The 23,712-nt window shown below is 59.1% G+C and carries 25 protein-coding genes and 1 tRNA gene; 17 read left to right on the top strand and 9 right to left on the bottom strand.

Annotation, left to right across the window (positions count from 1 at the left end; all coding sequences use genetic code 11):
• The first annotated feature begins 40 nt into the window (after window positions 1-40).
• The 7 genes from AC07S6_RS03305 to AC07S6_RS03275 all read left to right on the top strand — a co-directional run bounded on the left by AC07S6_RS03305 (window position 41) and on the right by AC07S6_RS03275 (window position 7,393).
• Window positions 41-1,105, top strand: a complete 1,065-nt coding sequence (locus tag AC07S6_RS03305; RefSeq protein WP_495111693.1) for an NAD(P)H-dependent flavin oxidoreductase — start codon at window positions 41-43, stop codon at window positions 1,103-1,105.
• A 112-nt stretch (window positions 1,106-1,217) separates the two neighbouring features.
• Window positions 1,218-1,970, top strand: a complete 753-nt coding sequence (gene modA, locus AC07S6_RS03300) for a molybdate ABC transporter substrate-binding protein (RefSeq protein WP_495111692.1) — start codon at window positions 1,218-1,220, stop codon at window positions 1,968-1,970.
• Window positions 1,971-2,651: a molybdate ABC transporter permease subunit gene (modB, locus tag AC07S6_RS03295; protein WP_495111691.1), complete on the top strand. Its 681-nt coding sequence runs from the start codon at window positions 1,971-1,973 to the stop codon at window positions 2,649-2,651.
• 5 nt (window positions 2,652-2,656) lie between these two features.
• Window positions 2,657-3,736 (top strand): molybdenum ABC transporter ATP-binding protein, encoded by a 1,080-nt coding sequence (gene modC, locus AC07S6_RS03290; protein ID WP_495111690.1) that lies wholly within the window; start codon window positions 2,657-2,659, stop codon window positions 3,734-3,736.
• A gap of 74 nt (window positions 3,737-3,810) precedes the next feature.
• A complete protein-coding gene (locus AC07S6_RS03285; protein WP_020302751.1) occupies window positions 3,811-4,860 on the top strand; it encodes a DNA topoisomerase IB in 1,050 nt (349 codons plus the stop codon).
• A 124-nt stretch (window positions 4,861-4,984) separates the two neighbouring features.
• Entirely contained in the window at window positions 4,985-6,619 is a 1,635-nt protein-coding gene (locus AC07S6_RS03280) for an ABC-F family ATP-binding cassette domain-containing protein (protein WP_495111689.1), read from the top strand.
• 69 nt (window positions 6,620-6,688) lie between these two features.
• Entirely contained in the window at window positions 6,689-7,393 is a 705-nt protein-coding gene (locus tag AC07S6_RS03275) for a YoaK family protein (protein WP_495111688.1), read from the top strand.
• A 147-nt stretch (window positions 7,394-7,540) separates the two neighbouring features.
• On the opposite strand, the gene AC07S6_RS03270 is transcribed toward AC07S6_RS03275, so the two are convergent.
• From AC07S6_RS03270 to AC07S6_RS03250, 5 genes are all read right to left on the bottom strand, one after another.
• A complete protein-coding gene (locus AC07S6_RS03270; protein ID WP_032903026.1) occupies window positions 7,541-7,894 on the bottom strand; it encodes a hypothetical protein in 354 nt (117 codons plus the stop codon).
• A 171-nt stretch (window positions 7,895-8,065) separates the two neighbouring features.
• A complete protein-coding gene (locus AC07S6_RS03265) occupies window positions 8,066-8,377 on the bottom strand; it encodes an AzlD domain-containing protein (RefSeq protein ID WP_014718527.1) in 312 nt (103 codons plus the stop codon).
• Entirely contained in the window at window positions 8,374-9,069 is a 696-nt protein-coding gene (locus tag AC07S6_RS03260; protein ID WP_495111687.1) for an AzlC family ABC transporter permease, read from the bottom strand. The genes AC07S6_RS03265 and AC07S6_RS03260 overlap by 4 nt, the downstream gene beginning before the upstream one ends.
• A gap of 109 nt (window positions 9,070-9,178) precedes the next feature.
• Window positions 9,179-11,608 (bottom strand): dermonecrotic toxin domain-containing protein, encoded by a 2,430-nt coding sequence (locus AC07S6_RS03255; RefSeq protein ID WP_495111686.1) that lies wholly within the window; start codon window positions 11,606-11,608, stop codon window positions 9,179-9,181.
• Between the two features lie 106 nt (window positions 11,609-11,714).
• Window positions 11,715-11,930: a hypothetical protein gene (locus AC07S6_RS03250; RefSeq protein ID WP_046068240.1), complete on the bottom strand. Its 216-nt coding sequence runs from the start codon at window positions 11,928-11,930 to the stop codon at window positions 11,715-11,717.
• 177 nt (window positions 11,931-12,107) lie between these two features.
• Here AC07S6_RS03250 and AC07S6_RS03245 point away from each other — a divergent pair, with 177 nt between their 5' ends.
• From AC07S6_RS03245 to AC07S6_RS03210, 8 genes are all read left to right on the top strand, one after another.
• Complete coding sequence (locus AC07S6_RS03245) at window positions 12,108-12,464, top strand: metalloregulator ArsR/SmtB family transcription factor (protein WP_197880551.1); 357 nt, start codon at window positions 12,108-12,110, stop codon at window positions 12,462-12,464.
• 19 nt (window positions 12,465-12,483) lie between these two features.
• Window positions 12,484-13,767, top strand: coding sequence for an arsenic transporter (locus tag AC07S6_RS03240; protein WP_490614473.1), 1,284 nt, complete (start codon window positions 12,484-12,486; stop codon window positions 13,765-13,767).
• Between the two features lie 11 nt (window positions 13,768-13,778).
• The gene (locus AC07S6_RS03235; RefSeq protein ID WP_197880553.1) at window positions 13,779-14,261 is read left to right on the top strand and encodes an arsenate reductase ArsC; all 483 of its coding nucleotides are present in this window, start codon (window positions 13,779-13,781) and stop codon (window positions 14,259-14,261) included.
• Window positions 14,262-14,545: 284 nt separating this feature from the next.
• Window positions 14,546-15,157 (top strand): LysE family transporter, encoded by a 612-nt coding sequence (locus AC07S6_RS03230; RefSeq protein WP_495111685.1) that lies wholly within the window; start codon window positions 14,546-14,548, stop codon window positions 15,155-15,157.
• A 318-nt stretch (window positions 15,158-15,475) separates the two neighbouring features.
• On the top strand, window positions 15,476-15,769 hold the full coding sequence (locus tag AC07S6_RS03225; RefSeq protein ID WP_495111684.1) for a hypothetical protein: 294 nt from the start codon (window positions 15,476-15,478) through the stop codon (window positions 15,767-15,769).
• A 236-nt stretch (window positions 15,770-16,005) separates the two neighbouring features.
• On the top strand, window positions 16,006-18,720 hold the full coding sequence (mgtA, locus tag AC07S6_RS03220) for a magnesium-translocating P-type ATPase (RefSeq protein WP_495111683.1): 2,715 nt from the start codon (window positions 16,006-16,008) through the stop codon (window positions 18,718-18,720).
• A 64-nt stretch (window positions 18,721-18,784) separates the two neighbouring features.
• Window positions 18,785-19,132, top strand: coding sequence for a DUF2493 domain-containing protein (locus tag AC07S6_RS03215; RefSeq protein ID WP_003191350.1), 348 nt, complete (start codon window positions 18,785-18,787; stop codon window positions 19,130-19,132).
• Between the two features lie 18 nt (window positions 19,133-19,150).
• A complete protein-coding gene (locus AC07S6_RS03210) occupies window positions 19,151-19,963 on the top strand; it encodes a PA4824 family protein (protein ID WP_495111682.1) in 813 nt (270 codons plus the stop codon).
• On the opposite strand, the gene AC07S6_RS03205 is transcribed toward AC07S6_RS03210, so the two are convergent.
• Complete coding sequence (locus tag AC07S6_RS03205; RefSeq protein ID WP_034127613.1) at window positions 19,960-20,658, bottom strand: tellurite resistance TerB family protein; 699 nt, start codon at window positions 20,656-20,658, stop codon at window positions 19,960-19,962. The two genes, AC07S6_RS03210 and AC07S6_RS03205, sit on opposite strands and share 4 nt — an antisense overlap.
• A gap of 125 nt (window positions 20,659-20,783) precedes the next feature.
• Here AC07S6_RS03205 and AC07S6_RS03200 point away from each other — a divergent pair, with 125 nt between their 5' ends.
• Window positions 20,784-21,311: a DinB family protein gene (locus AC07S6_RS03200; RefSeq protein ID WP_054897299.1), complete on the top strand. Its 528-nt coding sequence runs from the start codon at window positions 20,784-20,786 to the stop codon at window positions 21,309-21,311.
• Between the two features lie 137 nt (window positions 21,312-21,448).
• Here the strand turns inward: AC07S6_RS03200 and AC07S6_RS03195 are convergent, their stop codons facing one another.
• Window positions 21,449-21,925 (bottom strand): hypothetical protein, encoded by a 477-nt coding sequence (locus tag AC07S6_RS03195; protein ID WP_198861593.1) that lies wholly within the window; start codon window positions 21,923-21,925, stop codon window positions 21,449-21,451.
• Window positions 21,926-22,148: 223 nt separating this feature from the next.
• Here AC07S6_RS03195 and AC07S6_RS03190 point away from each other — a divergent pair.
• A tRNA-Leu gene (locus AC07S6_RS03190) sits at window positions 22,149-22,235 on the top strand.
• A gap of 220 nt (window positions 22,236-22,455) precedes the next feature.
• Here the strand turns inward: AC07S6_RS03190 and AC07S6_RS03185 are convergent.
• Both AC07S6_RS03185 and AC07S6_RS03180 read right to left on the bottom strand, forming a co-directional pair.
• The gene (locus tag AC07S6_RS03185; protein ID WP_495111681.1) at window positions 22,456-22,791 is read right to left on the bottom strand and encodes a hypothetical protein; all 336 of its coding nucleotides are present in this window, start codon (window positions 22,789-22,791) and stop codon (window positions 22,456-22,458) included.
• A gap of 132 nt (window positions 22,792-22,923) precedes the next feature.
• Window positions 22,924-23,304, bottom strand: a complete 381-nt coding sequence (locus AC07S6_RS03180) for a DUF4354 family protein (RefSeq protein ID WP_495111680.1) — start codon at window positions 23,302-23,304, stop codon at window positions 22,924-22,926.
• Between the last annotated feature and the right edge of the window lie 408 nt (window positions 23,305-23,712).

The raw sequence follows: 23,712 nt of genomic DNA, 5'->3' as shown, positions 1-23,712 counted from the left end.
AAAACAGCGAAAAGCCCTACTAACGCTGGAGAAGCACCCCATGAGCACCTGGCCAGACACCCGCATTCTTGACCTGTTGGGCATTGAGGTGCCGATTATCCAGGCTCCGATGGCTGGCGCGACGACCACCGCCATGGTCATCGCCGCTCAGCAAGCCGGTGCCCTGGGCTCCATGCCTGCGGCGGCGCTGAGCCTGGAGCAACTGCGCGAGGCCTTGGCCCTCATTCGCCAGGCCAATCATGCGCCGCTGAACGTCAACTTCTTCTGCCATCAACCGCCCGATGTCGATGACGCGCGGGATCAGGCTTGGAAGGCCTTGCTGCAACCTTACTACCATGAGCTGGGCGCCGACTTTGATGCGCCAACCCCGGTGTCCAACCGTGCGCCGTTCAATGACGCAGCCTGCCAGGTGGTGGAAGCGTTTCGGCCAGAAGTGGTGAGCTTTCATTTTGGCCTGCCAGAGAAGTCTTTGCTGGACCGGGTAAAAGCCACCGGTGCCAAGGTGCTGTCATCGGCCACCACCGTCGAGGAAGCCGTGTGGCTGGAACAGCACGGCTGCGACGCGATCATCGCCATGGGCATCGAAGCGGGGGGGCACCGTGGCCTGTTTCTCAGCGATGACCTCAATAGCCAGATCGGCTTGATGGCGCTGTTGCCACAGATTGTCGACGCGGTCAGCGTGCCGGTGATTGCTGCGGGCGGAATCGCCGATGCACGCGGCATCGTTGCGGCCTTTGCCCTCGGCGCTTCGGCGGTGCAGATCGGCACGGCGTACCTGTTCACTCCCGAAGCCACTGTAAGCGCCTCCCATCACCACGCGCTGCGCCATGCCCAGGCCAGCGAAACCGCGCTGACCAACCTGTTTACCGGCCGCCCGGCGCGGGGCATCGTCAACCGGGTGATGCGTGAACTCGGCGCAATCAACCCCGCTGCGCCGGCGTTCCCCAAAGCCGGAGGCGCATTAATGCCGCTCAAGGCCAAGGATGAAGCCGGTTTCAGCAACCTGTGGGCAGGCCAGGCCCTGAGGCTGGGCAAAGACCTATCCACCTATGCCCTGACCCGCGAATTGGCCGAACACGCGATAGCCAGATTCACCCGCGACTAACCTGCGCAGCAACTTGGTGCTGTACCGGCAATAGACTACCGCTATATATTCCCATACATAGCGGTAAGCCTTTTTACCTACAACCTGCCGTACACCTTCAAGGAGTTGCTTCATGATGACCCGCGTTTCGCGCCTGGCCCCCCTGCTTGCCGCCATTGCCTTGGGTACGGCGCATGCCGACGAAGTGCAGGTGGCCGTGGCCGCCAACTTCACCGCCCCGATCCAGGCGATTGCCGCCGACTTCGAGAAAGACACCGGCCACAAACTGGTCGCGGCCTACGGTGCCACCGGGCAGTTCTACACCCAGATCAAGAACGGCGCGCCGTTTGAAGTGTTCCTCAGCGCCGATGACACCACCCCGCAAAAACTCGAAAGCGAAGGCGCTACCGTCAAGGGTTCACGCTTTACCTACGCGGTCGGCACCCTGGCGTTGTGGTCGGCCAAAGCAGGCTATGTGGATGCCAAAGGCGACGTGCTAAAGAAAAACCAATACACGCATTTGTCCATCGCCAACCCCAAAACAGCGCCCTACGGCTTGGCCGCTACCCAGGTACTGGCCAGAGAAGGCTTGACCGACAAGGTCAAGGACAAGCTCGTCGAAGGCCAGAACATTACTCAGGCCTACCAGTTTGTTTCCACCGGCAATGCCGAGTTGGGTTTTGTCGCCTTGTCGCAGATCTACAAAGACGGCAAAGTCACCGGTGGTTCGGCGTGGATTGTTCCGGCCTCCCTGCATGACCCGATCAAACAGGACGCCGTGATCCTCAACAAGGGCAAGGACAGCGCCGCGGCCAAGGCCCTGATGGACTACCTCAAAGGCCCGAAAGCGGCTGCCGTGATCAAATCCTACGGTTACGAGCTGTAAATGCCCCTGTCGAGTGCTGATTTTTCTGCGATCTGGTTGACCCTCAAACTGGCCTCGCTGACCACCCTGATCCTGTTGATCATCGGCACACCGATCGCCCTGTGGCTGTCGCGCACCCGCTCCAAGTGGCGCGGCCCCATCGGCGCAGTGGTCGCACTGCCGTTGGTGTTGCCGCCAACGGTCATCGGCTTTTACTTGCTGTTGGCCATGGGGCCCAATGGGTACGTCGGCCAATTCACGCAGTGGCTGGGCCTGGGCACCCTCACCTTCAGTTTCGCCGGGCTGGTGATTGGCTCGGTGATCTACTCCATGCCCTTCGTGGTGCAGCCGTTGCAGAATGCGTTTTCTGCCATCGGCACGCGCCCGCTGGAAGTGGCCGCGACCTTGCGCGCCAACCCGTGGGATACGTTTTTCACGGTGATCCTGCCGCTGGCACGCCCTGGGTTTATCACCGCCTCGATCCTGGGCTTCGCCCATACCGTTGGTGAGTTCGGCGTGGTGCTGATGATCGGCGGCAATATCCCGGACCAGACCCGTGTCGTCTCGGTGCAAATTTACGACCACGTCGAAGCCATGGAATATGCCCAGGCCCATTGGCTGGCCGGGGCCATGGTGGTATTCGCCTTCCTCGTGTTGCTGGCGCTCTATTCCAGCCGTAAAACCAAGATGGGCTGGAGCTGATCGCGATGATGGATATACGCCTGCGCCTGAAATATTCCGCCTTCGCACTGGATGTGGACCTGCAATTGCCCGGCCGTGGCGTGAGCGCGCTGTACGGACATTCCGGTTCAGGCAAGACCACCTGCCTGCGCTGCATCGCCGGTCTGGAACGCGCCGAACACGGTTTTGTGCAAATCAACGACGAGGTGTGGCAAGACAGCCGCAAAGGGCTGTTTGTGCCGCCGCATAAACGCGCCCTGGGCTATGTGTTCCAGGAGGCGAGCCTGTTTCCTCACCTGTCGGTGCTCGCCAATCTGGAGTTCGGCCTCAAACGTATCCCACGCCCGCAACGGCGCGTGGACATGGCCCAGGCCACCGAACTGTTGGGTATCGGGCACTTGCTTGAGCGTCATCCGCAACACTTGTCCGGCGGCGAGCGCCAGCGCATCGGCATCGCCCGCGCCTTGCTCACCAGCCCCAAGTTGTTGTTGATGGATGAACCGCTGGCGGCCCTGGACAGCCAGCGCAAAAGCGAGATATTGCCTTACCTGGAACGCCTGCACGACGAGCTGGATATCCCGGTGCTGTACGTCAGCCATGCCCAGGACGAAGTGGCGCGACTGGCCGACCATATCGTTCTGCTCAGCGACGGCAAGTCCCTGGCCAGTGGCCCGATCGGCGAGACCCTGGCGCGCCTCGACCTGCCCTTGGCGCTGGGCGACGATGCCGGCGTGGTGATCGCCGGCAGCGTCGTTGCCTACGACGCGCACTATCAGTTGCTCACTCTGCAGTTGCCCGATTGCCCGTTGCAGATGCGCGTGGCCCATGTCCCGCTGGCGGTGGGCAACCCGCTGCGGGTCAAGGTCCAGGCACGGGATGTAAGCCTGAGCCTGCAGGCCCAGGAACACAGCAGCATCCTCAACCGCTTGCCGGTGACCGTCACCCAGACTATTGGCGCGGACAACAGCGCCCACGTGCTGGTGCGCCTCGACGCCGGCGGCACGCCCTTGCTGGCACGCATCACGCGCTTCTCACACGACCAGTTGCAACTGCATCCGGGCCAGACACTGTGGGCGCAAATCAAGGCGGTGGCGGTGCTGGCTTAACCATTTGGCACGACCGCAGGGTGCTGCGGTCAATCAGACATACCGGCCTGATTTGTTGCCAAGGAACCCGCCCCATGCCTGACTCTTCGCTACCCGCCGACCTGCCCCGCGACCTGCATTATGTGGATGACACCCAGCCCGGCATCCGCCGTAAAAAAGTGCGAGGCAAGTTCCAGTATCTGAACGCCAAAGGCGAGCGCATTACCGACGCGGACGAAATCAAACGCCTGAACGCCTTGGCGGTACCACCCGCCTACACCGATGTGTGGATCTGCGCCGACCCTCGCGGCCACCTGCAAGCCACCGGCCGCGACGCCCGTGGCCGTAAGCAGTACCGTTACCACCCACGCTGGCGCGAGGTGCGCGACAGCGACAAGTACTCGCGCTTGCAGGCTTTTGGCGCCGCTTTGCCCAGATTGCGCAAACAGCTCGAAGCACAAATCGCCGAGCCAGGGTTTACCCGCGAAAAGGTGTTGGCCACGGTGGTGATGTTGCTGGACGCCACGCTGATCCGCGTCGGCAATACCCAATATGCCCGTGAAAACAAATCCTACGGCCTGACCACCTTGCGCAACCGCCATGTGGACATCAAGGGCAGCGAGATCCAGTTCCAGTTTCGTGGCAAGAGTGGCGTGGAGCACCAAGTCAGCGTCAAGGATCGGCGCCTGGCCCGGGTGGTCAAGCGTTGCATGGAATTGCCCGGGCAAAACCTGTTCCAGTACCTGGACGAAGACGGTGAGCGGCATACCGTCAGCTCCCAGGACGTCAACGACTACCTGCACCGCCTGACCGGCGAAGACTTTACCGCCAAGGACTACCGCACCTGGGCCGGCACAGCAATGGCGCTGGCGGTGTTGCGCGAGTTGGCGTGGCAGCCCGAATCCGACGCCAAGCGGCATGTGGTGGCGATGGTCAAGGATGTCGCCCGGCAGCTGGGCAACACGCCGGCGGTGTGCCGCAAGTGCTATATCCACCCGGCGGTGCTTGAGCATTTCAGCCTCGGTGAATTGTCGAAGCTGCCCAAGCCGCGAGTGCGCAAAGGCCTGAAAGCCGAAGAAGTCGCGCTGGCAATGTTCCTGGAAAAACTGGCCGAAGACTTGCCGCACAAAGTTAAGGTGGGTTAGGCTCTGCCTCCCTTCTGACTCACGGGATGACCGCCGACGTGAACAACTAAGCCTTCCAAAATGTATCTGCAACGAGCCGCCTGGCGCGCTTGTTGGCCTGTTCGACATTTTTTTGGAGGTGCTGATGACTGACGTCAAACGGCTGCCCGCGCTTGTTTCCCTGCAACACCTGTCTTTCCAGTTCGCCAATGGCGAAACCTTGCTGGCCGACGTGAACCTGTCCATTGATCAAACGCCTACCGGTATCGTCGGGCGCAATGGACGGGGCAAAAGTATCCTGGCCAAGTTGATGGCCGGCGTGCTGCTGCCCTCCTCCGGCACGTTGAAAAAACCGGCCCATGTTGCCTATGTGCCCCAGGCCGTCACGGCTCAACCAGGGCAAACCATCGCCGATATCACCGCAACTGCCGCGGCCTTGGCTGCCCTTGAGCGAATGGGCCAGGGCGATGCACGCCTCGGTGACCTGGAACTGATCGACGATCGCTGGGACCTCGCCGAACGCCTGCGCCAGGCACTGGATGCAGCGGGTTTGCAGACCCTCAGTGGCAGTACCCCGGCCGATCAACTCAGCGGTGGCCAACTCGCCAGGGTCGCGCTGATCGGGGCGTTGTTGGCGGCGCCGCAGTTGCTGATTCTGGATGAGCCCAGCAACCATCTTGATGCTGACGGGCGCGACTGGCTGTTGCGTGTGTTGCGCGATTGGCGCGGTGGCCTGGTGGTGGTCAGCCATGATCGACAGTTGCTCAATGCCATGGGCCGCATCATCGAGCTGTCGCCCCTGGGCATTCAGGTGTATGGCGGCAACTACGATGCCTATCGCCAGCAACGCGACACTCACCAGCAGGCCGCGATTGCTGCGTGGGAACAGGCGCGTCTGGCCCGCAGCCGCGAGCGTCGGCGCCTACAAAAAGATCACGACGACCTGCAGCGCCACGCCGCACGCGCACGTAAACAGGCCGAGACCGCCAACGTCGACCGTTTTACCAAGGCGCGCTGGAAAAGCGCAGCAACGGAGGTCGTCAGCAGCGTGCGCAGCGCCCATCATGCGTGCAAAAACCAACTCGACGCCCAGGTACGCCAGGCGTACGAGCTCGTGGTGGATGAGACGCCCACACTGCTCGCATTATCAGGCTCGACCGTCCCCAATGGCCGCCAGGTACTGGTGCTGGAGCAGGCGCAATTGCCCTGGCTTGATCCCCTGGCACCCGCCAGCTACCTGACGGTCAACCTGACAGGCCCGGCTCGCGTTGCCGTACGTGGGCCGAACGGTTGCGGCAAATCGACCTTGCTCAAACTGCTAGCCGGCCACTGGCAGGCGGTCAGTGGCGAGTGCAGCGTAGCAGTGCCCAGTGCGTACATCGATCAGCACCTGGCGCTGCTGGACGACCGTCGCAGCCTTGTCGAGCAACTCAACCTGCTCGACACGCCCCTGGCCGAAGCCGAACTGCGCACACGTCTGGCGTTGTTGCAGTTGGACGCGCTGCGGGTTACGCAGCCGGCAGGGCAACTCAGCGGCGGCGAGCGCTTGAAAGCCGCGATGGCCGTAGCCTTGTGGCGTGAGACACCGGCGCAATTACTGTTATTGGATGAACCCACCAATCACCTGGACCTGGAGTCGGTGCTGGCGTTTGAGCAGGCATTGAAGGGGTTTGCCGGCGCGCTGCTGGCCGTATCACACGATGAGGCATTCTTGCAGGCGATCGAGCCGACTCACCATCTGACGTGGCACGCCACCGGCTGGCAACTTGAGCGTGTCTGAGGTCATTGCGCAGACAGGCAAAGCGTCCTACGGTAGTGGCCGGATAATCTCACCGAGGAAACCGGCCCCATGCTGCCTTCGTCTCGCAAGCCTTATACCAATGCCACGCTCGCCCATCGACAGCGCTGGCGCGGGCGGGTGGGCTTGATGCTGGTGGCTTGTCTGTCGGTGGTGGCGGGTATGACCGATGCCATCGGTTTTATGGCCAGCGGCGATTTCGTCTCGTTCATGAGCGGTAACACCACGCGCCTGGCGGTGGCCATCAGTGCGGGCGACCTGGGGCTCACGGGGCGGCTGGTGCTGCTGGTCGCCACCTTCGTGGTCGGTAATGCCTTGGGCGTGCTGGTCAGCCGTTTCAGCAAGCGCCATGCGTTGCCCTTATTGCTGTGCATCGGCGCCTTGCTCTGTGCTGCGGCGTTGTGGCCATCGACCGACACCTTGCCCGCGTTGCTCGCAGCGATCATTGCCATGGGCATGCTCAACGCGGCCGTCGAGGAGGTGAACGGGCTGCCGGTGGGGCTGACCTACGTCACCGGGGCGCTGTCACGCTTTGGTCGCGGGCTGGGCCGTTGGTTATTGGGCGAGCGCCGCAATGGCTGGCGCGTGCAATTGATTCCGTGGGGCGGGATGTTCAGTGGCGCTGTGATCGGTGCACTGCTGGAACAGCAGATGGGCCTGCGCGCATTGTGGGTCAGTGGTGCGTTGGCTGGGGCCTTGGGGGTGGCGACACTGTTGATTCCGCGACGCTGGCACTTGGGTTTCATGCCCCGTTGAGGTGGGGTGGAGGAGCTCGTTCGACGTTTAAGCCTCGACATCCGTGTACCGGTAAAGAGCCATCACGTCGAACGAGCGAGTGAATCATAAGCCAATGCCCGGCGGCTGTCCCGCCAGGCGTTTCGGAATATGACTAAGGCAACCGACTTACAGACAAGTGGCCAGTGCTGCCAGGCGACGTTTGGCTGGCATCGTGTCCTGAGCGGCGTAGTAGTTGACCGTAGAACCCGCGCCGGTGCTGAGTACATCGACAAAGTAATCGCCACCGGTGGTGTACACCGTAAAACCACCCGCCTCGGTCGCTTCCTTGAAGCCGCCGGCATCGATGCCGAACACGCTTTCATCCTGCCAACCGAACTGGATGCATTGGGCAACCACCAGAGTGGCCTTGTCCGATGCCAGGGTCTTGTAGGGGCTGCCTGCGCGCGCCTCTTTCATCTTGGAACCTGCACAACCGGCCAGTGCCGCCAGTATCAATGCGCCTATTACCACTTTGTGCATGCGATTGCTTCCTTGGAAAAACCGTGACTCTACCACCGTGCGAAAGCCAACTGACGCGCCCATGAACTTTGTTTCACTGTGAAAGGCAAACACGCCGCCTATAGTGGCCAGGCTCATTTTTTGGAAGTCTCCCTTCTGCCCGCCACCCCGCGGGCTTTTTTTGCCTGGGTATCAAAACCACCAACGGAACAGATAGAACAGCGCCATGCTCAATAGCACGGTGGTCAATACGCTGCGCGTCCAATACATCAACGCCACGGCGCAGATGCCGGCCAGCAGGTAAGGGTTGCTCGGGCTCAGGTTAAGCCGATGGTCAGCCAGAAAAATAATCGGCCCGCAGATCGCCGTGAGCATGCCCGGCACGGCGAAGCCCAAAAATTCACGCGCGCCGCGATTGAGCCGTACCGGCAAGCGTGGCTCGATAAACAGGTAACGGTTGAAGAACACCACCAGGCCCATGGCCACAATCATCAGGTAAATCATCGTTGCCCCACTCCCAGCCGTTTACAGGCAAACCCCGCGCTCATCCCCAACACACCCGAGACCACCACCGCCGACTCCCAGTGCAGATAACTCAACCAGACCGAGCTCAGCAGTGCCACGGCAACGCATACCACCGTGGGCACGTCGCGCACCACGGGGGTGATCAAGGCAATAAAGGTCGCGGCAATCGAGAACTCCAGCCCCAATTGATCAAGGCCGGGAATGCTTTTGCCCAGCACAATGCCGGCGAGGGTGAAGAGGTTCCAGATCAGGTAAAACGTCAGGCCGACGCCCAAGGCGTACCAGCGATTGAAGGTCTCGCGGTCGTAGTGGTTGACCAGGGCAAAGAATTCATCGGTCAACAAGAACCCCAGGCTCATGCGCCAACGGGCGTTGAGCGAAGACAGCGTAGGACGCATATGCATGCCATAGAGCAGATGCTGGGAGGTCAGCAGCAAGGTGGTCAGCACGATGGAAATCAGGCTGGCACCGCTCTTGACCATGCCGATGGCCACCAGTTGTGCGGCACCGGCGAACACAATGGCGGATAAGCCTTGGGCTTGCAGCGGGGTAAATTGCGCGTCGATGGCCATGGAGCCGGCCAGCACCCCCCATGGCGCACAGGCCAGGGACAATGGAATGACGGCAATCGCACCACGACAAAAGGCGTTAAGCGGCAAGGCATTGGGCATGGTTCACACTCTCGGCAAACAGTAATTGCCAAGCATGCCTGCCGCTATTAACGGTTGTCTTGAACAATATTGCGCAATGACTGCGTGCGCCAGGTTGCGTGATAACCGCTTATAAAACAGGCATTGACGGTAACTGAACCGGCGACGCTTTAGGCACTTCAACGCCACCGTCATAGCGCACGGGCTTGTAGCTGAAGGTTGGAAACTTATCTTGAGTACTGCCGTCAGCGGCAACCGAGGGTTTCGGTTTGACTTTCACTACCCGATGACTGACGTTTCGAGAAAGCACGTTGTCGAACTGAGTGATCGGTGTTTTCGCTTGACCCGGCTTAAAAAGTTCAGCCAATTCATCAAGATTGAACTCCGCGACGGCTTTACTTGCATAGGCCTTGACCGGAACACTGACATTCATCTGAAATTGCGCCGCGAACGACGCTTCCCCGCCCGTACCGGAGTTGCACATCATCAAGCGAATTCTCGGGTACTTATCGGTCGGCACGTTGTGATCCCAGAGTATATCGGTGAACTCGTCAGCGGTTAACAACTTACCGTCAACAAGCGCTTTGGCCGTGCCGTCTTCTCCCAATACACCGTGAACGACAATATTGAGGCGCTCCTCGCCCCGATTCATATCGACAAAGGTAAACGCCATGTTATTGATTTTTTCCAGATCGATGGTCTTTTTGCCGGTGGGTGGGGTCCCGTCCGTGATCGTCTCATCGGGTTTACCGCGCTTGATACTTTCCGGCGGTTCTCCTTCGAGGTCGTCCGTACGACTGCGCTTGACGCCACCTGTGGCGCTGTCTTCGCCTGCCAGCTCAACCACCTGATATTCAGGCATGTCCTCACCCGGCAGGGGTACTTCGTGGAATTCAATAGGTGGTTGCACCTTGGCGGGGATGCTTGCCAGGGCAGCTTCGCCTTCGGCCCCAGCCACCAGCCCGGGTAATTTTCCCGCCCCGTGGATCAGCGTAGGCACTGCGTTAAGCGCCCCGAATACGATGCGGTCAGTCGCCTTCGGTTTACCGTGCACGGCATCGTCAATCCCTACACCCATCTCGGCGATGCCAGCCGCGAGGTAAGTGGCCTCCATGGCCACTGCAACCTCCGGCATCACGATTGCCAGTGGCGTCAACATCAAAGCGGCAGCTCCGGCGGCCTCCGCCACGCTGACGATCCGATCTTTGACGATATCTCGGTCGGTCGTGATGTCATGGTTGGCATCGGCGTAGGAACGGGCTTTCTGGCGTGCCGTCATCTCAGCGAAGGGGTCCCCCTGTATGGGGGTCGTGGTGATATAAGTCTCTGGATTCCAACCGCTGATTCCAGTAAACCCCAAGCTGTTAGGTTTCTGTGCAGCTGTCCATCCGCCCATCCCGGTCAGCGCCTGATTCACACCGTCAGAAAAAAACCTGTCATCCTGATCGTTCTTTTTGAAGTGGGTACACAACGCCTGCCGCTTGATGGGGTCGCTGGCCTGGTCGGCAATCCATGTTTTCATCTGGCTGACGCTGTCAAAACGATGGATGGGTGAAGAGTTACCAGGAATGTATAAGAGCGTGTGATTCACTCTTTGGCCCTTGAGGTTCAGTCGAGACTGCTTGTCGGTGACATAAATCAGGTCGGTGGAAGGACTTCCGTTAATCGATAACAACCCAGACTCCACGTTCGGGTCTCCACTATAGGGTGCCTGAAGGATGGGTACCGTGATGTCTTCCAAGCGTTTGTCATTGCCGAAGCCCGCTGCGCGCATGACCAGGGTCGTTTCATAGTTGCTGAGGGTGCCTTCCTTGTGCTGCATTTGCGCGGCTGAGGCAAAAGATAATTTGCTCAATTCAGTGTAGTTTTTCTCATGGTTTGGCCAGAATTTATCCAGATAGGATTTGTAAGGTGCGGCCAGTTCGGTTTGCCATACCAGGTCCCTGTATGCCTGGGGCGTAAAGGGTAATTTGTCGGCGGCCTGGTATGTATGGTCGGTCTCGGGCCCCGTGGACTTGAAAATGTACTCGTGTGGGTCGTTTGGATTAGCAAATGTTTCCACTGCACCTGCCATCGGTATAAACATCTTCGTAATGTTAACGGCCGTATCTAGCACGGGATGCTTGGGGCTGCGCTCATCCTCCGTGTTCATACTCCTCACATTCTTGAGGGCTGCCTCTGTCAGCGTGAGGCTGTTGAGCAATTTGCCGTTAGCGGGCCTGGAATGATCCAAGTTGTAGTTGAAGGTGACAATGCGGGTGTTATCGGGGTCGACATCCATGTTCCATTTGCGTCTGATCGCTTCAGCCATGATGGTGGAAGCCTTCTGCGCAGGCGAGAGCATGGAGGGAGCTATCTCTTTGATATGACGCTCGATCTCAGGGCTGGTAGACGGTGAGAGCGTGGTGAGGGACGATTTTGTCTCGACACGCGGCACGACTGGTTGCGTGGTTGAGCAAATCGCTTGCTGGGCAGCTTGTTGCACCTTGGAAGCGGAGCGCATGGGCATCTGCTGGGAGATGAAGGTAGGAAAAGCAGGGAGGACGTTAAGGAGCGGCATGTCAGGGCCCTTCAGAGTGAGGTTGGTATCCTTACTCTTATTGGCACTGTTATCGCTGCAGGTTCATACCAATCAGTTACTTGGCATTAGCGACTTTCTTACACAGTCATGCCAGCTTGACTGAAACCAGTTCAACCGAGTCTCGCGCCTCGCGCAACTCGTAGGCATCCTGGTTCAAACGATGAATGGTGTTGAGCAGGCGCTGACGCAGCACCTCATCGCCGAGTTTTTCTACGGCGCGCATCAAGTCAAACGCCGCGGTCTCGTTATTTTCCGCGACGGAATCCAGGGTCTTGCGCAGGTTGCGGGTGGCTCGGGTCACGCGGGGTCTTCCTTCATCAGCAATGGGCAGGCACGTTAGGACATTTGTGTTTCATTTTAATTTCAAACAGTTGTGGCGGTTTCAATGGCATTTGATCCATATCAATTGAAACTAGATTTGACCGACATATATGGAAATACGTATATTCAGATGTATCTACTTGAAAAGTCCTTGATCATGTCAGACATCTTCTCTCCTCCCACCCTATTCAAATGCCTGGCCGATGCCACCCGTTCACGGGTGACCTTACTGATCCTGCGCGAGGGCGAACTTTGCGTGTGTGAGTTGATCCATGCCTTGGACGACAGCCAGCCAAAAATCTCCCGTCATCTCGCGCAATTGCGTAGTTGCGGGCTGCTGGTGGACCGACGTCAAGGGCAATGGATCTACTACCGCATCAATCCGGCACTGCCTGCCTGGGTTACTCAGGTGCTGGACACCACTCTGCAAGCCAACCAGCCATGGTTGCAGGATGACGCACTGCGTCTGAATGCAATGGGCGACAGACCACAACGGGCCAGCACCTGCTGCTGAGCCATCGGAGCGTTTATTCATGCTTGTCGCAATTGCGATTTTCCTCGTCACCATCGTGCTGGTCATCTGGCAACCCAAGGGCCTGGGCGTCGGCTGGAGTGCCACACTGGGCGCGATCCTGGCGCTGGCCTGCGGGGTGATCAGCCTGGCGGACATCCCGGCGGTGTGGCACATCATCTGGAACGCCACCGGCACCTTCGTCGCGCTGATCATCATCAGCCTGTTGCTGGACGAAGCCGGCTTCTTCGCCTGGACGGCGCTGCATGTGGCGCGCTGGGGCCGTGGCCGCGGCCGGCGGTTGTTTGCCTATATGGTGTTGCTGGGTGCGCTGGTATCGGCATTGTTTGCCAACGACGGTGCGGCGTTGATCCTGACGCCTATCGTGATGTCGATGCTGCTGGCCTTGCGCTTTTCCCCGGCGGCGACCCTGGCCTTCGTCATGGGCGCAGGGTTTATCGCCGACACGGCGAGCCTGCCGCTGGTGGTGTCGAACCTGGTGAATATCGTCTCGGCGGACTATTTCAAGATTGGCTTCAACGAATACGCCGCGGTGATGGTGCCGGTGAACCTGGTCAGTGTCGCCGCCACGCTCGCGGTGCTGCTGTGGTTTTTCCGCCGGGATATTCCGCAGTCCTACAACCCGTCCGACCTGGAAGATCCCGCCAGTGTCATCCATGACCGTGCGACCTTTCGTGCCGGCTGGTGGGTACTCGGTATTTTGCTGGTCGGCTGTTTCGCCCTGGAACCGTTGGGCATTCCCATCAGTGCGATCTCGGCGTTCTGTGCGGTGTTGCTGCTGGTGATTGCTGCCAAAGGTCATCAGATTTCCACGCGCAAAGTCCTCAAGGAAGCGCCGTGGCAGATCGTGATTTTTTCCCTGGGCATGTACCTGGTGGTGTATGGCCTGCGTAACGCCGGCCTGACCGACTACCTGGCCACCTGGCTCGACACCTTCGCCGCCTATGGTGTGTGGGGCGCGGCCATGGGCACCGGGGTGCTGACCGCGCTGCTCTCATCAGCCATGAATAACCTGCCGACCGTGCTGATTGGCGCGTTGTCCATCGAGTCCAGCCATGCCGTGGGCGTGGTCAAGGACGCGATGATCTACGCCAATGTGATCGGCAGCGACCTGGGTCCGAAAATCACCCCCATCGGCAGCCTGGCCACCTTGTTGTGGTTGCATATCCTGGCACGCAAAGGCATCACCATCACCTGGGGTTACTACTTCAAGGTCGGGATCGTGCTGACCCTGCCCGTCCTGCTGATCACCCTCGCCGCCCTCGCCTTGCGCCTGAGCGTCTAATGGAGATTGCAATGAAAGTGCTGTTCATGTGTACCGCCAACAGCTGCCGCAGCATCTTGTCCGAAGCGATGTTCAACCACCTGGCGCCGCCGGGCTTTGAAGCGATCAGCGCCGGCAGTTTTCCCAAGGGCCAGGTGTTGCCCCGTAGCCTGAGCACGCTGCAGGCGGCGGGCATCAGCATCGAAGGTTTGTACAGCAAGGGCAATGACGCCTTCGAAGGCAGCCCGCCGGATGTGGTCATCACCGTGTGCGATAAAGCAGCCGGTGAAGCGTGCCCCGTATATTTCGGCCCAGCGGTGAAGACGCATTGGGGCTTGGAGGACCCTTCCGAAGTGCAGGGTGACGAGGCGCAAGTAGAGGCAGCATTCAAGGCCACCCTCGACATTATCACCGCACGCTGCGAGGCGTTTTTTGCGCTGCCCTTTGCACGTCTATCGCCGGATGAATTGAAGGCTGAACTCCACCGCATTGCCTCAACGCCGCAGCCTGTGTAGGAGCGAGCTTGCTCGCGAAAAACTCATAGGCACCGCGGTCATTCAGGCAACACGCGTTATCGTTGAAGTTTTTCGCGAGCAAGCCCGCTCCCACAGGGACCGGCGCCGGGCGCTGAATCTGTGGGCAATACATGGCCAGTGGGAGCTGGCTTGCCTGCGATAGCGGTGGTTCAGTTGAAGATTCAGTGGCTGACATGCCGCCATCGCGGGCGTTCCTACGGAGGGCGTGGCATCCCTCTCTCGGACTGACGTATGCTCTGGCACTTTCTCGAAGGGAACTGAGCATGCTGTCGATCTTTGCCTATGCGCTGGTATTCGGTTTTGTATTTTGCCTTTCCCCCGGCGCCGTGCTGGCAGAGACTCTGCGCCGCGGCTTGCTCCATGGCTTCACACCGGCGTTGCTGGTGCAGTTCGGCTCACTGGTGGGCGACGCCGTCTGGGCGGTGATTGGCCTCACCGGCATCGCACTGCTGATCCAGCATGATGCCGTGCGGGTTCCACTTACAATCGTCTGTGCGCTCTACCTGGCCTGGCTGGGCATCCGCAGCCTGATTGACGCCTGGCAGTTACCGGCAATGGACAATGCCCCTGCCAGCTCAGGCAAAAATGCGTTGGCGGTGGGCGCGGCGATTTCCTTGGCTAATCCGAAAAACATCGTTTACTGGGGCGCCTTGGGCAGCGCACTGTCGGGGATTGTCGGCACCACCCCAAGCCACGAGCAGACCCTGATGTTTTTTGCCGGCTTCATGCTGGCGTCGATACTCTCGTGTTTTCTTACCGCCGCCTTGGTGAACCTGCTACGCAAGAACGCATCACCGACTTGGCAGCGTGCGAGTTATGCGGCCTGCGGTTTAGTATTGATCTATCTGGCACTCCTCGCCGCGCAAGGTGTATGAAGTTATTCAACCCACAACTTACGCGCGCCTCTTGTCTGAACAAACTCTGAACACTGGTTAATTTAATTAATCATACGTTGACATTCACTGACGCCCTGAGTAGATTGCCCGTGCCCGCAACTGGGGCCTTTTTTAAACCTCACAAAAGAAGCCAATGGACACAGTATCTAGTCGCTGTCCGAGCACCGCCTTTGCGGGCATCGGGCGCCAAACCCAGAATATGACAGGACTCGCGTTCCAGGTCCGGTAAGCTGCGCTAGAGCTTGATGCTCCACCGTAACTGCCTCACCGGTCGCCCGTCCGGTCCCGAGGTGTGTTATGACCTTCCAACTCCTTGTTTTGCCTGATACGCGCACACTGGTCGCAGCCCTGCGCGCCAAGCTGTGCCGAGCGCCGGCGGGCTTTTCGCCAAGCCGCTCGACCTTTGTCACACCCTCCCCTCAAGTGCGCCCAGCCCCGCCGCTGGCGCACTGGCGTATCTGCCCTGAAAGCGGCCACCTGGTGCAGCACTGGGATCATGCCGACCCTCAAGACCCGCAGAGACCCCAGGTTTCCTGCCTGGCGCAAGCGCGCTTGATGCTCGGTCTTTACCTGAGCACTCGCGCCGCCTGAGCTAGCTGGAAACAGCAACTTTCTTATTGATGACCCTGGAGTTCTTTATGAACAAGTCCAGTAGTAGCCCGCTGCACGCTCGTTAACTAACGCGCTGTTAGCGGGCCCTTCAGAAGTTATGTGAACACCTTATTTAAACCGATCGCAAAGTTTGCGGCTCGGCATGCTTTCGCTCGCCTGTATTCAGGTAAGTACCGGGTATGTTTTGTCGAGAATTGGCGACAGGAGTACAGACAATGAGCGCCGTAAAAAACACGCCTCTGCACAAAAAAAATGGCACCGCTGCCGACACCAAGCTGTCGATGCGTGCCGCCCGTGAAGCCCACAATGGCCTGGCGGCCACCCTCGCCAATGTACGGGCCACCCAGGACGGCCTGACCGAACTGGACGCCTCGGCGCGCCTGCAACGCGAAGGCTATAACGAAGTGGCCCATGACAAGCCGCCACACGCTATCGTCCAGTTCCTGCAGGCACTGAACAACCCCTTCATCTACGTGCTGTTGACCCTGGGCGGTATCAGCTTTGTCACCGACTATTGGTTGCCACTTCAGGCAGGTGAAGAAGTCGACCTGACCAAAGTCATCATCATCATGACCATGGTGTTGCTCAGCAGCCTGCTGCGTTTCTGGCAGGAGCACCGTTCGGCCAAATCCGCCGAGGCCCTCAAAGCCATGGTACGCACCACCGCCACCGTGCTGCGCCGCGAGCAGGTTGGTGCTCAGCCCACCTTGCGCGAAGTGCCGATGCGTGACCTGGTGGCCGGCGATATCGTGCAGCTGTCAGCCGGCGACATGATCCCCGCGGATATCCGCCTGATCGAGTCCCGCGACCTGTTTATCAGCCAGGCCGTGCTGACCGGCGAAGCCTTGCCGGTGGAGAAGTACGACACCCTGGGCGATGTCACGCAAAAGTCCGCCTCTACGCTGGCCGCCGACCAGGGCAACCTGCTGGACTTGCCGAACATCTGCTTCATGGGCACCAACGTGGTCAGCGGCCGCGCTAAAGCAGTGGTGGTGGCAACGGGGCCGCGCACCTACTTTGGCTCCCTGGCCAAGGCGATTGTCGGCTCGCGGGTGCAAACCGCCTTCGACCGGGGCGTGAACAGTGTCAGCTGGCTGCTGATCCGCTTCATGCTGGTGATGGTGCCCATCGTGTTCTTCCTCAATGGCTTCTCCAAGGGCGATTGGGGTGATGCCTTCCTGTTTGCCCTGGCGGTCGCCGTCGGCCTTACCCCGGAAATGCTGCCGATGATCGTCAGCGCCAACCTGGCCAAGGGCGCCACGGCCATGGCCAAGCGCAAAGTAGTGGTCAAGCGCCTCAATGCGATCCAGAACTTCGGCTCGATGGATGTGCTGTGCACTGACAAGACCGGCACCCTCACCCAGGACAAGATCATCCTCGAGCATCACGTCAATGCCTTTGGCCAGCGCGATGACGCCGTGCTGTCCCTGGCCTGGCTCAACAGCTTTCACCAGAGCGGCATGAAAAACCTGATGGACCAGGCAGTGGTGCAGTTCTCGGAACAGAACCCCAAGTTCCAGGTGCCGTTTGCCTATAGCAAGGTCGATGAATTGCCGTTCGACTTTGTCCGTCGTCGCCTGTCGATCGTGGTCAAGGATGCCGCCGGTGACCAGTTGCTGGTATGCAAGGGCGCGGTGGAAGAGATGCTGAGCATTTCTACCCATGTCATGGAGGCCGGCGAAGCCTTGCCCCTGGATGACCGCCGTCGTGAGGCGCTACTGGCGCTCGCCAATGATTACAACGAAGACGGTTTCCGCGTGCTGGTGGTAGCGACCCGCAATATCCCTAAAGCGCTGGCACGCCAGCAGTACACCACCAGCGACGAACGTAACCTGGTGATCCAGGGTTTCCTGACGTTCCTGGACCCACCGAAGGAAACCGCAGGCCCGGCCATTGCGGCGCTGCAACAGATTGGCGTGGCGATCAAGGTGTTGACCGGCGACAACGCCGTGGTCACCAGCAAGATCTGCCGCCAGGTTGGCCTGGAACCCGGCCAGCCGCTGCTGGGCGTGGAAATCGAAGCCATGGACGACGCCACCCTGCTGCGCCGCGTAGAAGAGCGCACGGTATTCGCCAAGCTCACGCCGCTGCAAAAATCCCGCGTGCTCAAGGCGCTGCAAGCTAACGGGCACACCGTCGGCTTCCTCGGTGACGGTATCAACGATGCACCGGCGCTGCGGGATGCCGATGTGGGTATTTCGGTGGACAGCGGCACCGACATCGCCAAGGAATCGGCCGACATCATCCTGCTGGAGAAGAGCCTGATGGTGCTCGAAGAAGGCGTGCTCAAGGGCCGCGAAACCTTCGGCAATATCATGAAGTACCTGAACATGACTGCCAGCTCCAACTTCGGCAACGTGTTCTCGGTGCTGGTGGCCAGTGCGTTCATCCCGTTCATGCCCATGCTGGCGATCCATCTGCTGCTGCAGAACCTGATGTACGACATCTCCCAACTGGCCCTGCCGTGGGACAAGATGGACAAGGAATACCTGGCCAAGCCACGCAAGTGGGATGCGAAAAACATCGGCCGCTTCATGATCTGGATCGGGCCGACCTCGTCGATCTTCGACATCACCACCTTTGCATTGATGTGGTACGTGTTCTCGGCCAACAGTGTGGAAATGCAGACGCTGTTCCAGTCCGGCTGGTTTATCGAAGGGCTGCTCTCGCAAACCCTGGTGGTGCATATGCTGCGTACCCGCAAGATCCCGTTCTTCCAGAGCACGGCCGCCTGGCCGGTGTTGATGATGACCTGCATCGTGATCGCCCTGGGCATCTACGTGCCGTTCTCACCGCTGGGCACCCTGGTGGGCCTGCAACCGCTGCCGCTGGCGTACTTCCCATGGCTGGTGGGCACCTTGCTGGCTTACTGCTGCGTCGCCCAACTGATGAAGACGATCTACATCCGCCGCTTCAAACAGTGGTACTGACCCTCCCCGCCGTTCAAACGCAGGCGGCCGCCCGGTCGCCTGCGTGCAATACAAGGATTTGCTCATGCGCGTGTTGATCTGTGCAGGTCGTCATTACGCCGACACCAAAAAGTCCCGCCATGTGCTGGACGCTTACCACCGCCTGCGCCCGGTGCAGGTACTGATCCACGGCGGCAACCAGTTCCTGGGCAGTGAGATCGAGGAATGGGCCCGGGAAATCGGTATCGACGTAGTGCGTTATCCACCCAATTGGCAGCGACATGGCAAACAGGCGGAACGCCAGCGCAATCACTTCATGCTGGCCGACAGCCGCCCCGATCTGATCATTGCCCTGCCGGGCGGTGACGATACCTCGGAGCTGGTTTGCCAGGCCAAAGCCAGCGGCATTTCGGTGCTGACCGTAGAAAGCTGAACTCAAGCGAGGTGCATCATGCACAAAAAACACACGCCGGCACGCCGCGACGGGTTTGCCAAATATCGCGCACGCCACTCTCGCCACACGCTGCTGTTACTGCCGCCAGCAAAGCGCCGTGCATTGCAGCGCAACTTGATCTTTATCGGCATGACCCTGGGCCTGGTCTTTGTCGTCGCGTTGATTTCAAAAGCCCAAGCCGCAGGCGGCGCTTATGTGGTTGATGACGGTGCGATCAACGCGCCGGGGGAATGCAACGTCGACGCCTGGTACAGCGCCCATCGGCACGCGGGCAGCACCTACAACAGCAGCTTGTCGCCCGCGTGCACGTTCAGCGCTATGCCTGCCGTGCAATGGGGCGCCGCGTTGTCACGGGCCGTGGATGCAGGCAAAGGCGAGACGCAGATCAGCCCGCAAGCCAAGGTGCAGGTGCTGTCACGGCAAGACTTGGGCTTGGAACTGGCGATTGCTGTCGGGGCGCATGTCGCGCTGGATCGCCATCACGGGCTTGACGGCGCAGACCTGAACATCCCCCTGACATGGCAACCCCTGGATGCCTTGCGCCTGAACCTGAACGCCGGCTGGAGCCACGCCTACAACGACGGTGATCAACAACATCGCCTGACCTGGGGCACGGGGTTCGAATATCAGTTGGCAGAGAAGCTCACGCTGATTGGCGAGCGTTATGGCCAGGAAGGCGGCGAACAGGCCTGGCAGGCTGGGCCGCGTTTGCACATTGGTGAATGTGTTGACGTGGACCTGATGGTCGGGCGCAGCCTGATTGGCGATCGCGCCCAGTGGCTGACCACTGGGGCGACGCTGAGGTTCTAGGCTTTGGCCTGCTGCTCCAGATGCAGCTGCAATTGCGGATCGATTTGCAACTGACCGGCCAGGTCGTCGAGGTAATTGCGCTCGGCGTCCTGCTGATCATTGACCAGCATCACGCTCGCCAGGTAAATCTCCGCAGCGAGTGCGGGGTCATTGGCATACTCGGCAAAATCGGCGGCATCCAGGGGCTTGGCGACTTCGGCGTCGAGCCACTGCTGCAGTTGTGGGTCGTCGGTATGACGGCCGATCTCGGCAGAAATCATCTGCTGCTCTTGCGCATCGATTTTGCCATCGGCCTTGGCCGCCGCGATCAACGCACGCAGTACGCCGTGGCTATGGGCTTCGGCTTCAGGCCCTTCAAGCTGGTCAACGGTCTGGATAGCTTGCTGCGGTGCCGAAGCCTGTTGGCGTTGCCAGGCTTGATACGCCTGGAAGGCCGCCATCCCCAGGGACGCCAGCGCCGCGTAGTTCATCCCACCGCCGCTGCGCGTCTGGGTAGTACCACCTGCCGGAGCGCCGCCCAACAAGCCGCCCAGGCCACCTAATAAACCACCCAAACCGCCACCCGCCGCAGACGCATTGCCGGTGCCGGCGCCCTTCAACAACCCTCCAAGCAACCCGCCCAGGCCGCCGCCCGAAGCCCCGCCGCCTTGCTGCCCTGCACGCAACAGTTGTTCCAGTAGATCGCTGGTATTCATGGTGTCGCCCTCCCGGGGCGCAATAGTGGCTTTGATCAAACATAGTCCTCCCGCGATGGAACACCATGACCGTCGGGCGGGCAAGCTTTATGATGGCGCCATCACGCCAAGAAGGGGGAACCGCGGTGAACCGCATCGAGCACATTGCGCTGATGGCCACCTATAACCAATGGATGAACCGCAAGGTCTACGACGCCGCCGCCGCCCTGACGCACGCGCAGTTGACCCTGGACCGCCAAGCGTTTTTCGGTTCGATCTTCGGCACCTTGAACCACCTGATGCTGGGTGACACCGTCTGGCTCAAGCGCTTCGCCGAACACCCGGCCAACTTTGCGGCCTTGGCGCCGCTGAACGGGGTTGCCACGCCCGGCGACCTCAAGCAACTGGCCTTCGCCAGCCTTGCCGAACTAGCGGCCCATCGCGCCTGGCTGGATCAACTCATCATCGATTGGGCCCACAGCCTGCAAGAGCCCCACCTCGACCAACGCCTGCGTTATCACAACATGCGCGGCGTGGCCGCCGAGAAACCCTTCTTCGGTTTGCTGGTGCACTTTTTCAACCACCAGACTCATCACCGCGGCCAGGTGACGACACTGCTGAGCCAGGCGGGTGTGGACGTGGGGGTCACCGACTTGCTGGCACTGATTGACTGAAGGCCGACACGGTCAATGTGGGAGCTGGCTTGCCTGCGATGGCGGTGTAACAGGTTCAATACCTGTGACTGACACATCGCTATCGCAGGCAAGCCAGCTCCCACAGTTGCCCTATATTGCCCACAGCATCAGTGCTGTCACTTCACCTTGCTGCTCAAGGTCTCCACGCTGCGCTTCAAATCATCCAGGCTGCGCTTGAGACCGTCGATCTCGCTTTTCTGCCGCTCTATCGTGCTCTTCTGCTCATCCACCGTACGCTTGAGACTCGACAGCTGACTGTCACTGCTACTGGCACTCGAACCGTCCTTGCGCTTGAACTCATCAAACGCACGCTCCTGCCCTTCCACTTTGCTTTTCAAGCTTTGCAGTTCGCTTTGACTCTGTTTTTGCCCAGCTTGCAGCGCCTCGACATCCCCCACGGAAACACCCGACGGCTTCAACACATAGGCACCGCCCACGTCCATCGAGCCGGCCGTCAACTTGTCTGAAGACGACGCACTAAATTCGCCCCACTGCACCGCACTCCCCGCCTGCGCCGAGCTGAACGCGCCAGTGCCCAACAACCCCGCTACACCTGCGGCCATGATCCAAGCCTGCTTACGGATACTGAGCATCAAACGACTCCCTGCGAAATGCCGAAATGGCATATCGCTATGACTGTCATTTATGGGGCTTGTTCCTGGGTTGCAAGCGTTCATCAGGACTTGGTACAAAGGCCATGTAGATCACTGATCTGTCACGTTTTTTTCTGCGCATCTTTATGCGGGAAAACCGGCTGGGAGGTTGCGCTGAAGCGGCTGGATCTATATATTCCCAACCCTGCTACACCGCGCTACCGCCCGAATGGCGAAACTGGTAGACGCATGGGACTTAAAATCCCCCGCTCGTAAGGGCGTCCCGGTTCGATTCCGGGTTCGGGCACCATCTCTAGTTTCACTGACAGCCAGTAAAGTCTGTGCAACCCTTTAAAACCCGCCGTTTGGCGGGTTTTTTCGTTTATGGTGTTTCGTCGGTATGCGAGGCGAGCTGCAGCATTGACTCGTTGCCGGGCGAGCTAGCAGCCTTTGGAACCAGCGCCTGCGCTGCAGGACGCAAATGACTCATTCATGCGACGTGCGCAATAACAACCGTCGAGACACAGCTGTTATCCGCTACATGGTCTAACCGACATGACCTCGACAAAGCGATATTTTTTCCTCGCTGCCTTGGTAGCCTCTTGCTCAGCAACGAGGGAACTGAGCGTATCAGCGTCATGCACTATTTCGTACATTTTCCCTTCAAACTCATTACCCACTCTGAGCTTCACCCGAAGCTTAGAGGTGAATGCCTTTGAGGTTATTTGTTTTTCTGATTTCACGCTCGGTATCGTCGAAACTTGCGGCGCAGGATGTGTTCTATGTTTATTCCCCGCCGATACAACGGACTCAGACACACCAAACAATGCCCAGCGCATCTCTTTTTCAGTTATCTCATTCTTCATTGCATTACTCAGCAAACATTTCAAAAAATATAGCCTTGGGCTGTAAATGAGAGGTGCAGACAATGACGCAGTTCACTCAGAGCGCCGAGAAAGTGCAGAGTGATATTCCGCGGACTGATATCCGAGAATGGCTTATATGCATGTTTCCGAGAGTTTGATCATCAGCGGCTGATATACGCTGGGATCGACCGATGAAAACACTGCCATACCTTGGACCGGCGCGCCTACTTTTAATTTTCCGACGGTAAGCACCTCATCCACAGTATCCAATTTGTATTCTTTGCCTTCAGTTCCGTAAGCTTTCAAACAGTAGCCAGCCAAATCAAGTTCGCGTCCCTTGAGATTCCCCAAGAAAATTTCAAAACTCTGTGTATAGGCACTTTTCTCGCCCACCGACATAGTGCCGGAAGTTTTTTGTGTCGAGACTACTATTACGCGATCCAGACCTTTTGCATGTGCGCTAAGCGTAATGCAGCTCAGAGTGATTGAGGCAATGATACTTGAAATTTTCATAGTAAGTCCGCTGACTGTGTTAAACCTCAATCCTAAACAATTGAGATCAAAGCCATGCGTGAATTACACGCAATCCACCTACTTTTCAGATCGCCAAGCTGTCGCTCTTTAAAAAAGATCTTCGACTGATAAATCAGTCAAACTATTTCGATAGCGGCACCTTTCGGAGGCATGAAGAAAAATTCGCATCACCCTACTCAATCACACTGAATAATTTTGAAACCATCCTGCGAGGCGTAGCAACCGCCTTCAGCCAAATGAAGGCGGCCTTGTAAGCGCTATAAAGTCATTAGCGAAGCGCGCCATGTCGGACTCACTATGAATAACTCTGAATTGCGCTGAATAGCTGTATCAGAACCATTCGGTTGGATGGCACTTTAATGGTTCTCTGATACCAACATCAGCGTC

This window comes from Pseudomonas sp. GW821-FHT07B01 (assembly GCF_059419065.1).
This window is presented reverse-complemented; position numbering and strand designations above follow the sequence as displayed.

Coding starts and splice junctions, on each gene's coding strand:
- AC07S6_RS03305 (WP_495111693.1), top strand. CDS start 41: ATGAGCACCTGGCCAGACACCCGCATTCTTGACCTGTTGGGCATTGAG.
- modA (WP_495111692.1), top strand. CDS start 1,218: ATGATGACCCGCGTTTCGCGCCTGGCCCCCCTGCTTGCCGCCATTGCC.
- modB (WP_495111691.1), top strand. CDS start 1,971: ATGCCCCTGTCGAGTGCTGATTTTTCTGCGATCTGGTTGACCCTCAAA.
- modC (WP_495111690.1), top strand. CDS start 2,657: ATGATGGATATACGCCTGCGCCTGAAATATTCCGCCTTCGCACTGGAT.
- AC07S6_RS03285 (WP_020302751.1), top strand. CDS start 3,811: ATGCCTGACTCTTCGCTACCCGCCGACCTGCCCCGCGACCTGCATTAT.
- AC07S6_RS03280 (WP_495111689.1), top strand. CDS start 4,985: ATGACTGACGTCAAACGGCTGCCCGCGCTTGTTTCCCTGCAACACCTG.
- AC07S6_RS03275 (WP_495111688.1), top strand. CDS start 6,689: ATGCTGCCTTCGTCTCGCAAGCCTTATACCAATGCCACGCTCGCCCAT.
- AC07S6_RS03270 (WP_032903026.1), bottom strand. CDS start 7,894: ATGCACAAAGTGGTAATAGGCGCATTGATACTGGCGGCACTGGCCGGT.
- AC07S6_RS03265 (WP_014718527.1), bottom strand. CDS start 8,377: ATGATTTACCTGATGATTGTGGCCATGGGCCTGGTGGTGTTCTTCAAC.
- AC07S6_RS03260 (WP_495111687.1), bottom strand. CDS start 9,069: ATGCCCAATGCCTTGCCGCTTAACGCCTTTTGTCGTGGTGCGATTGCC.
- AC07S6_RS03255 (WP_495111686.1), bottom strand. CDS start 11,608: ATGCCGCTCCTTAACGTCCTCCCTGCTTTTCCTACCTTCATCTCCCAG.
- AC07S6_RS03245 (WP_197880551.1), top strand. CDS start 12,108: ATGTCAGACATCTTCTCTCCTCCCACCCTATTCAAATGCCTGGCCGAT.
- AC07S6_RS03240 (WP_490614473.1), top strand. CDS start 12,484: ATGCTTGTCGCAATTGCGATTTTCCTCGTCACCATCGTGCTGGTCATC.
- AC07S6_RS03235 (WP_197880553.1), top strand. CDS start 13,779: ATGAAAGTGCTGTTCATGTGTACCGCCAACAGCTGCCGCAGCATCTTG.
- AC07S6_RS03230 (WP_495111685.1), top strand. CDS start 14,546: ATGCTGTCGATCTTTGCCTATGCGCTGGTATTCGGTTTTGTATTTTGC.
- AC07S6_RS03225 (WP_495111684.1), top strand. CDS start 15,476: ATGACCTTCCAACTCCTTGTTTTGCCTGATACGCGCACACTGGTCGCA.
- mgtA (WP_495111683.1), top strand. CDS start 16,006: ATGAGCGCCGTAAAAAACACGCCTCTGCACAAAAAAAATGGCACCGCT.
- AC07S6_RS03215 (WP_003191350.1), top strand. CDS start 18,785: ATGCGCGTGTTGATCTGTGCAGGTCGTCATTACGCCGACACCAAAAAG.
- AC07S6_RS03210 (WP_495111682.1), top strand. CDS start 19,151: ATGCACAAAAAACACACGCCGGCACGCCGCGACGGGTTTGCCAAATAT.
- AC07S6_RS03205 (WP_034127613.1), bottom strand. CDS start 20,658: ATGAATACCAGCGATCTACTGGAACAACTGTTGCGTGCAGGGCAGCAA.
- AC07S6_RS03195 (WP_198861593.1), bottom strand. CDS start 21,925: ATGCTCAGTATCCGTAAGCAGGCTTGGATCATGGCCGCAGGTGTAGCG.
- AC07S6_RS03185 (WP_495111681.1), bottom strand. CDS start 22,791: ATGAAGAATGAGATAACTGAAAAAGAGATGCGCTGGGCATTGTTTGGT.
- AC07S6_RS03180 (WP_495111680.1), bottom strand. CDS start 23,304: ATGAAAATTTCAAGTATCATTGCCTCAATCACTCTGAGCTGCATTACG.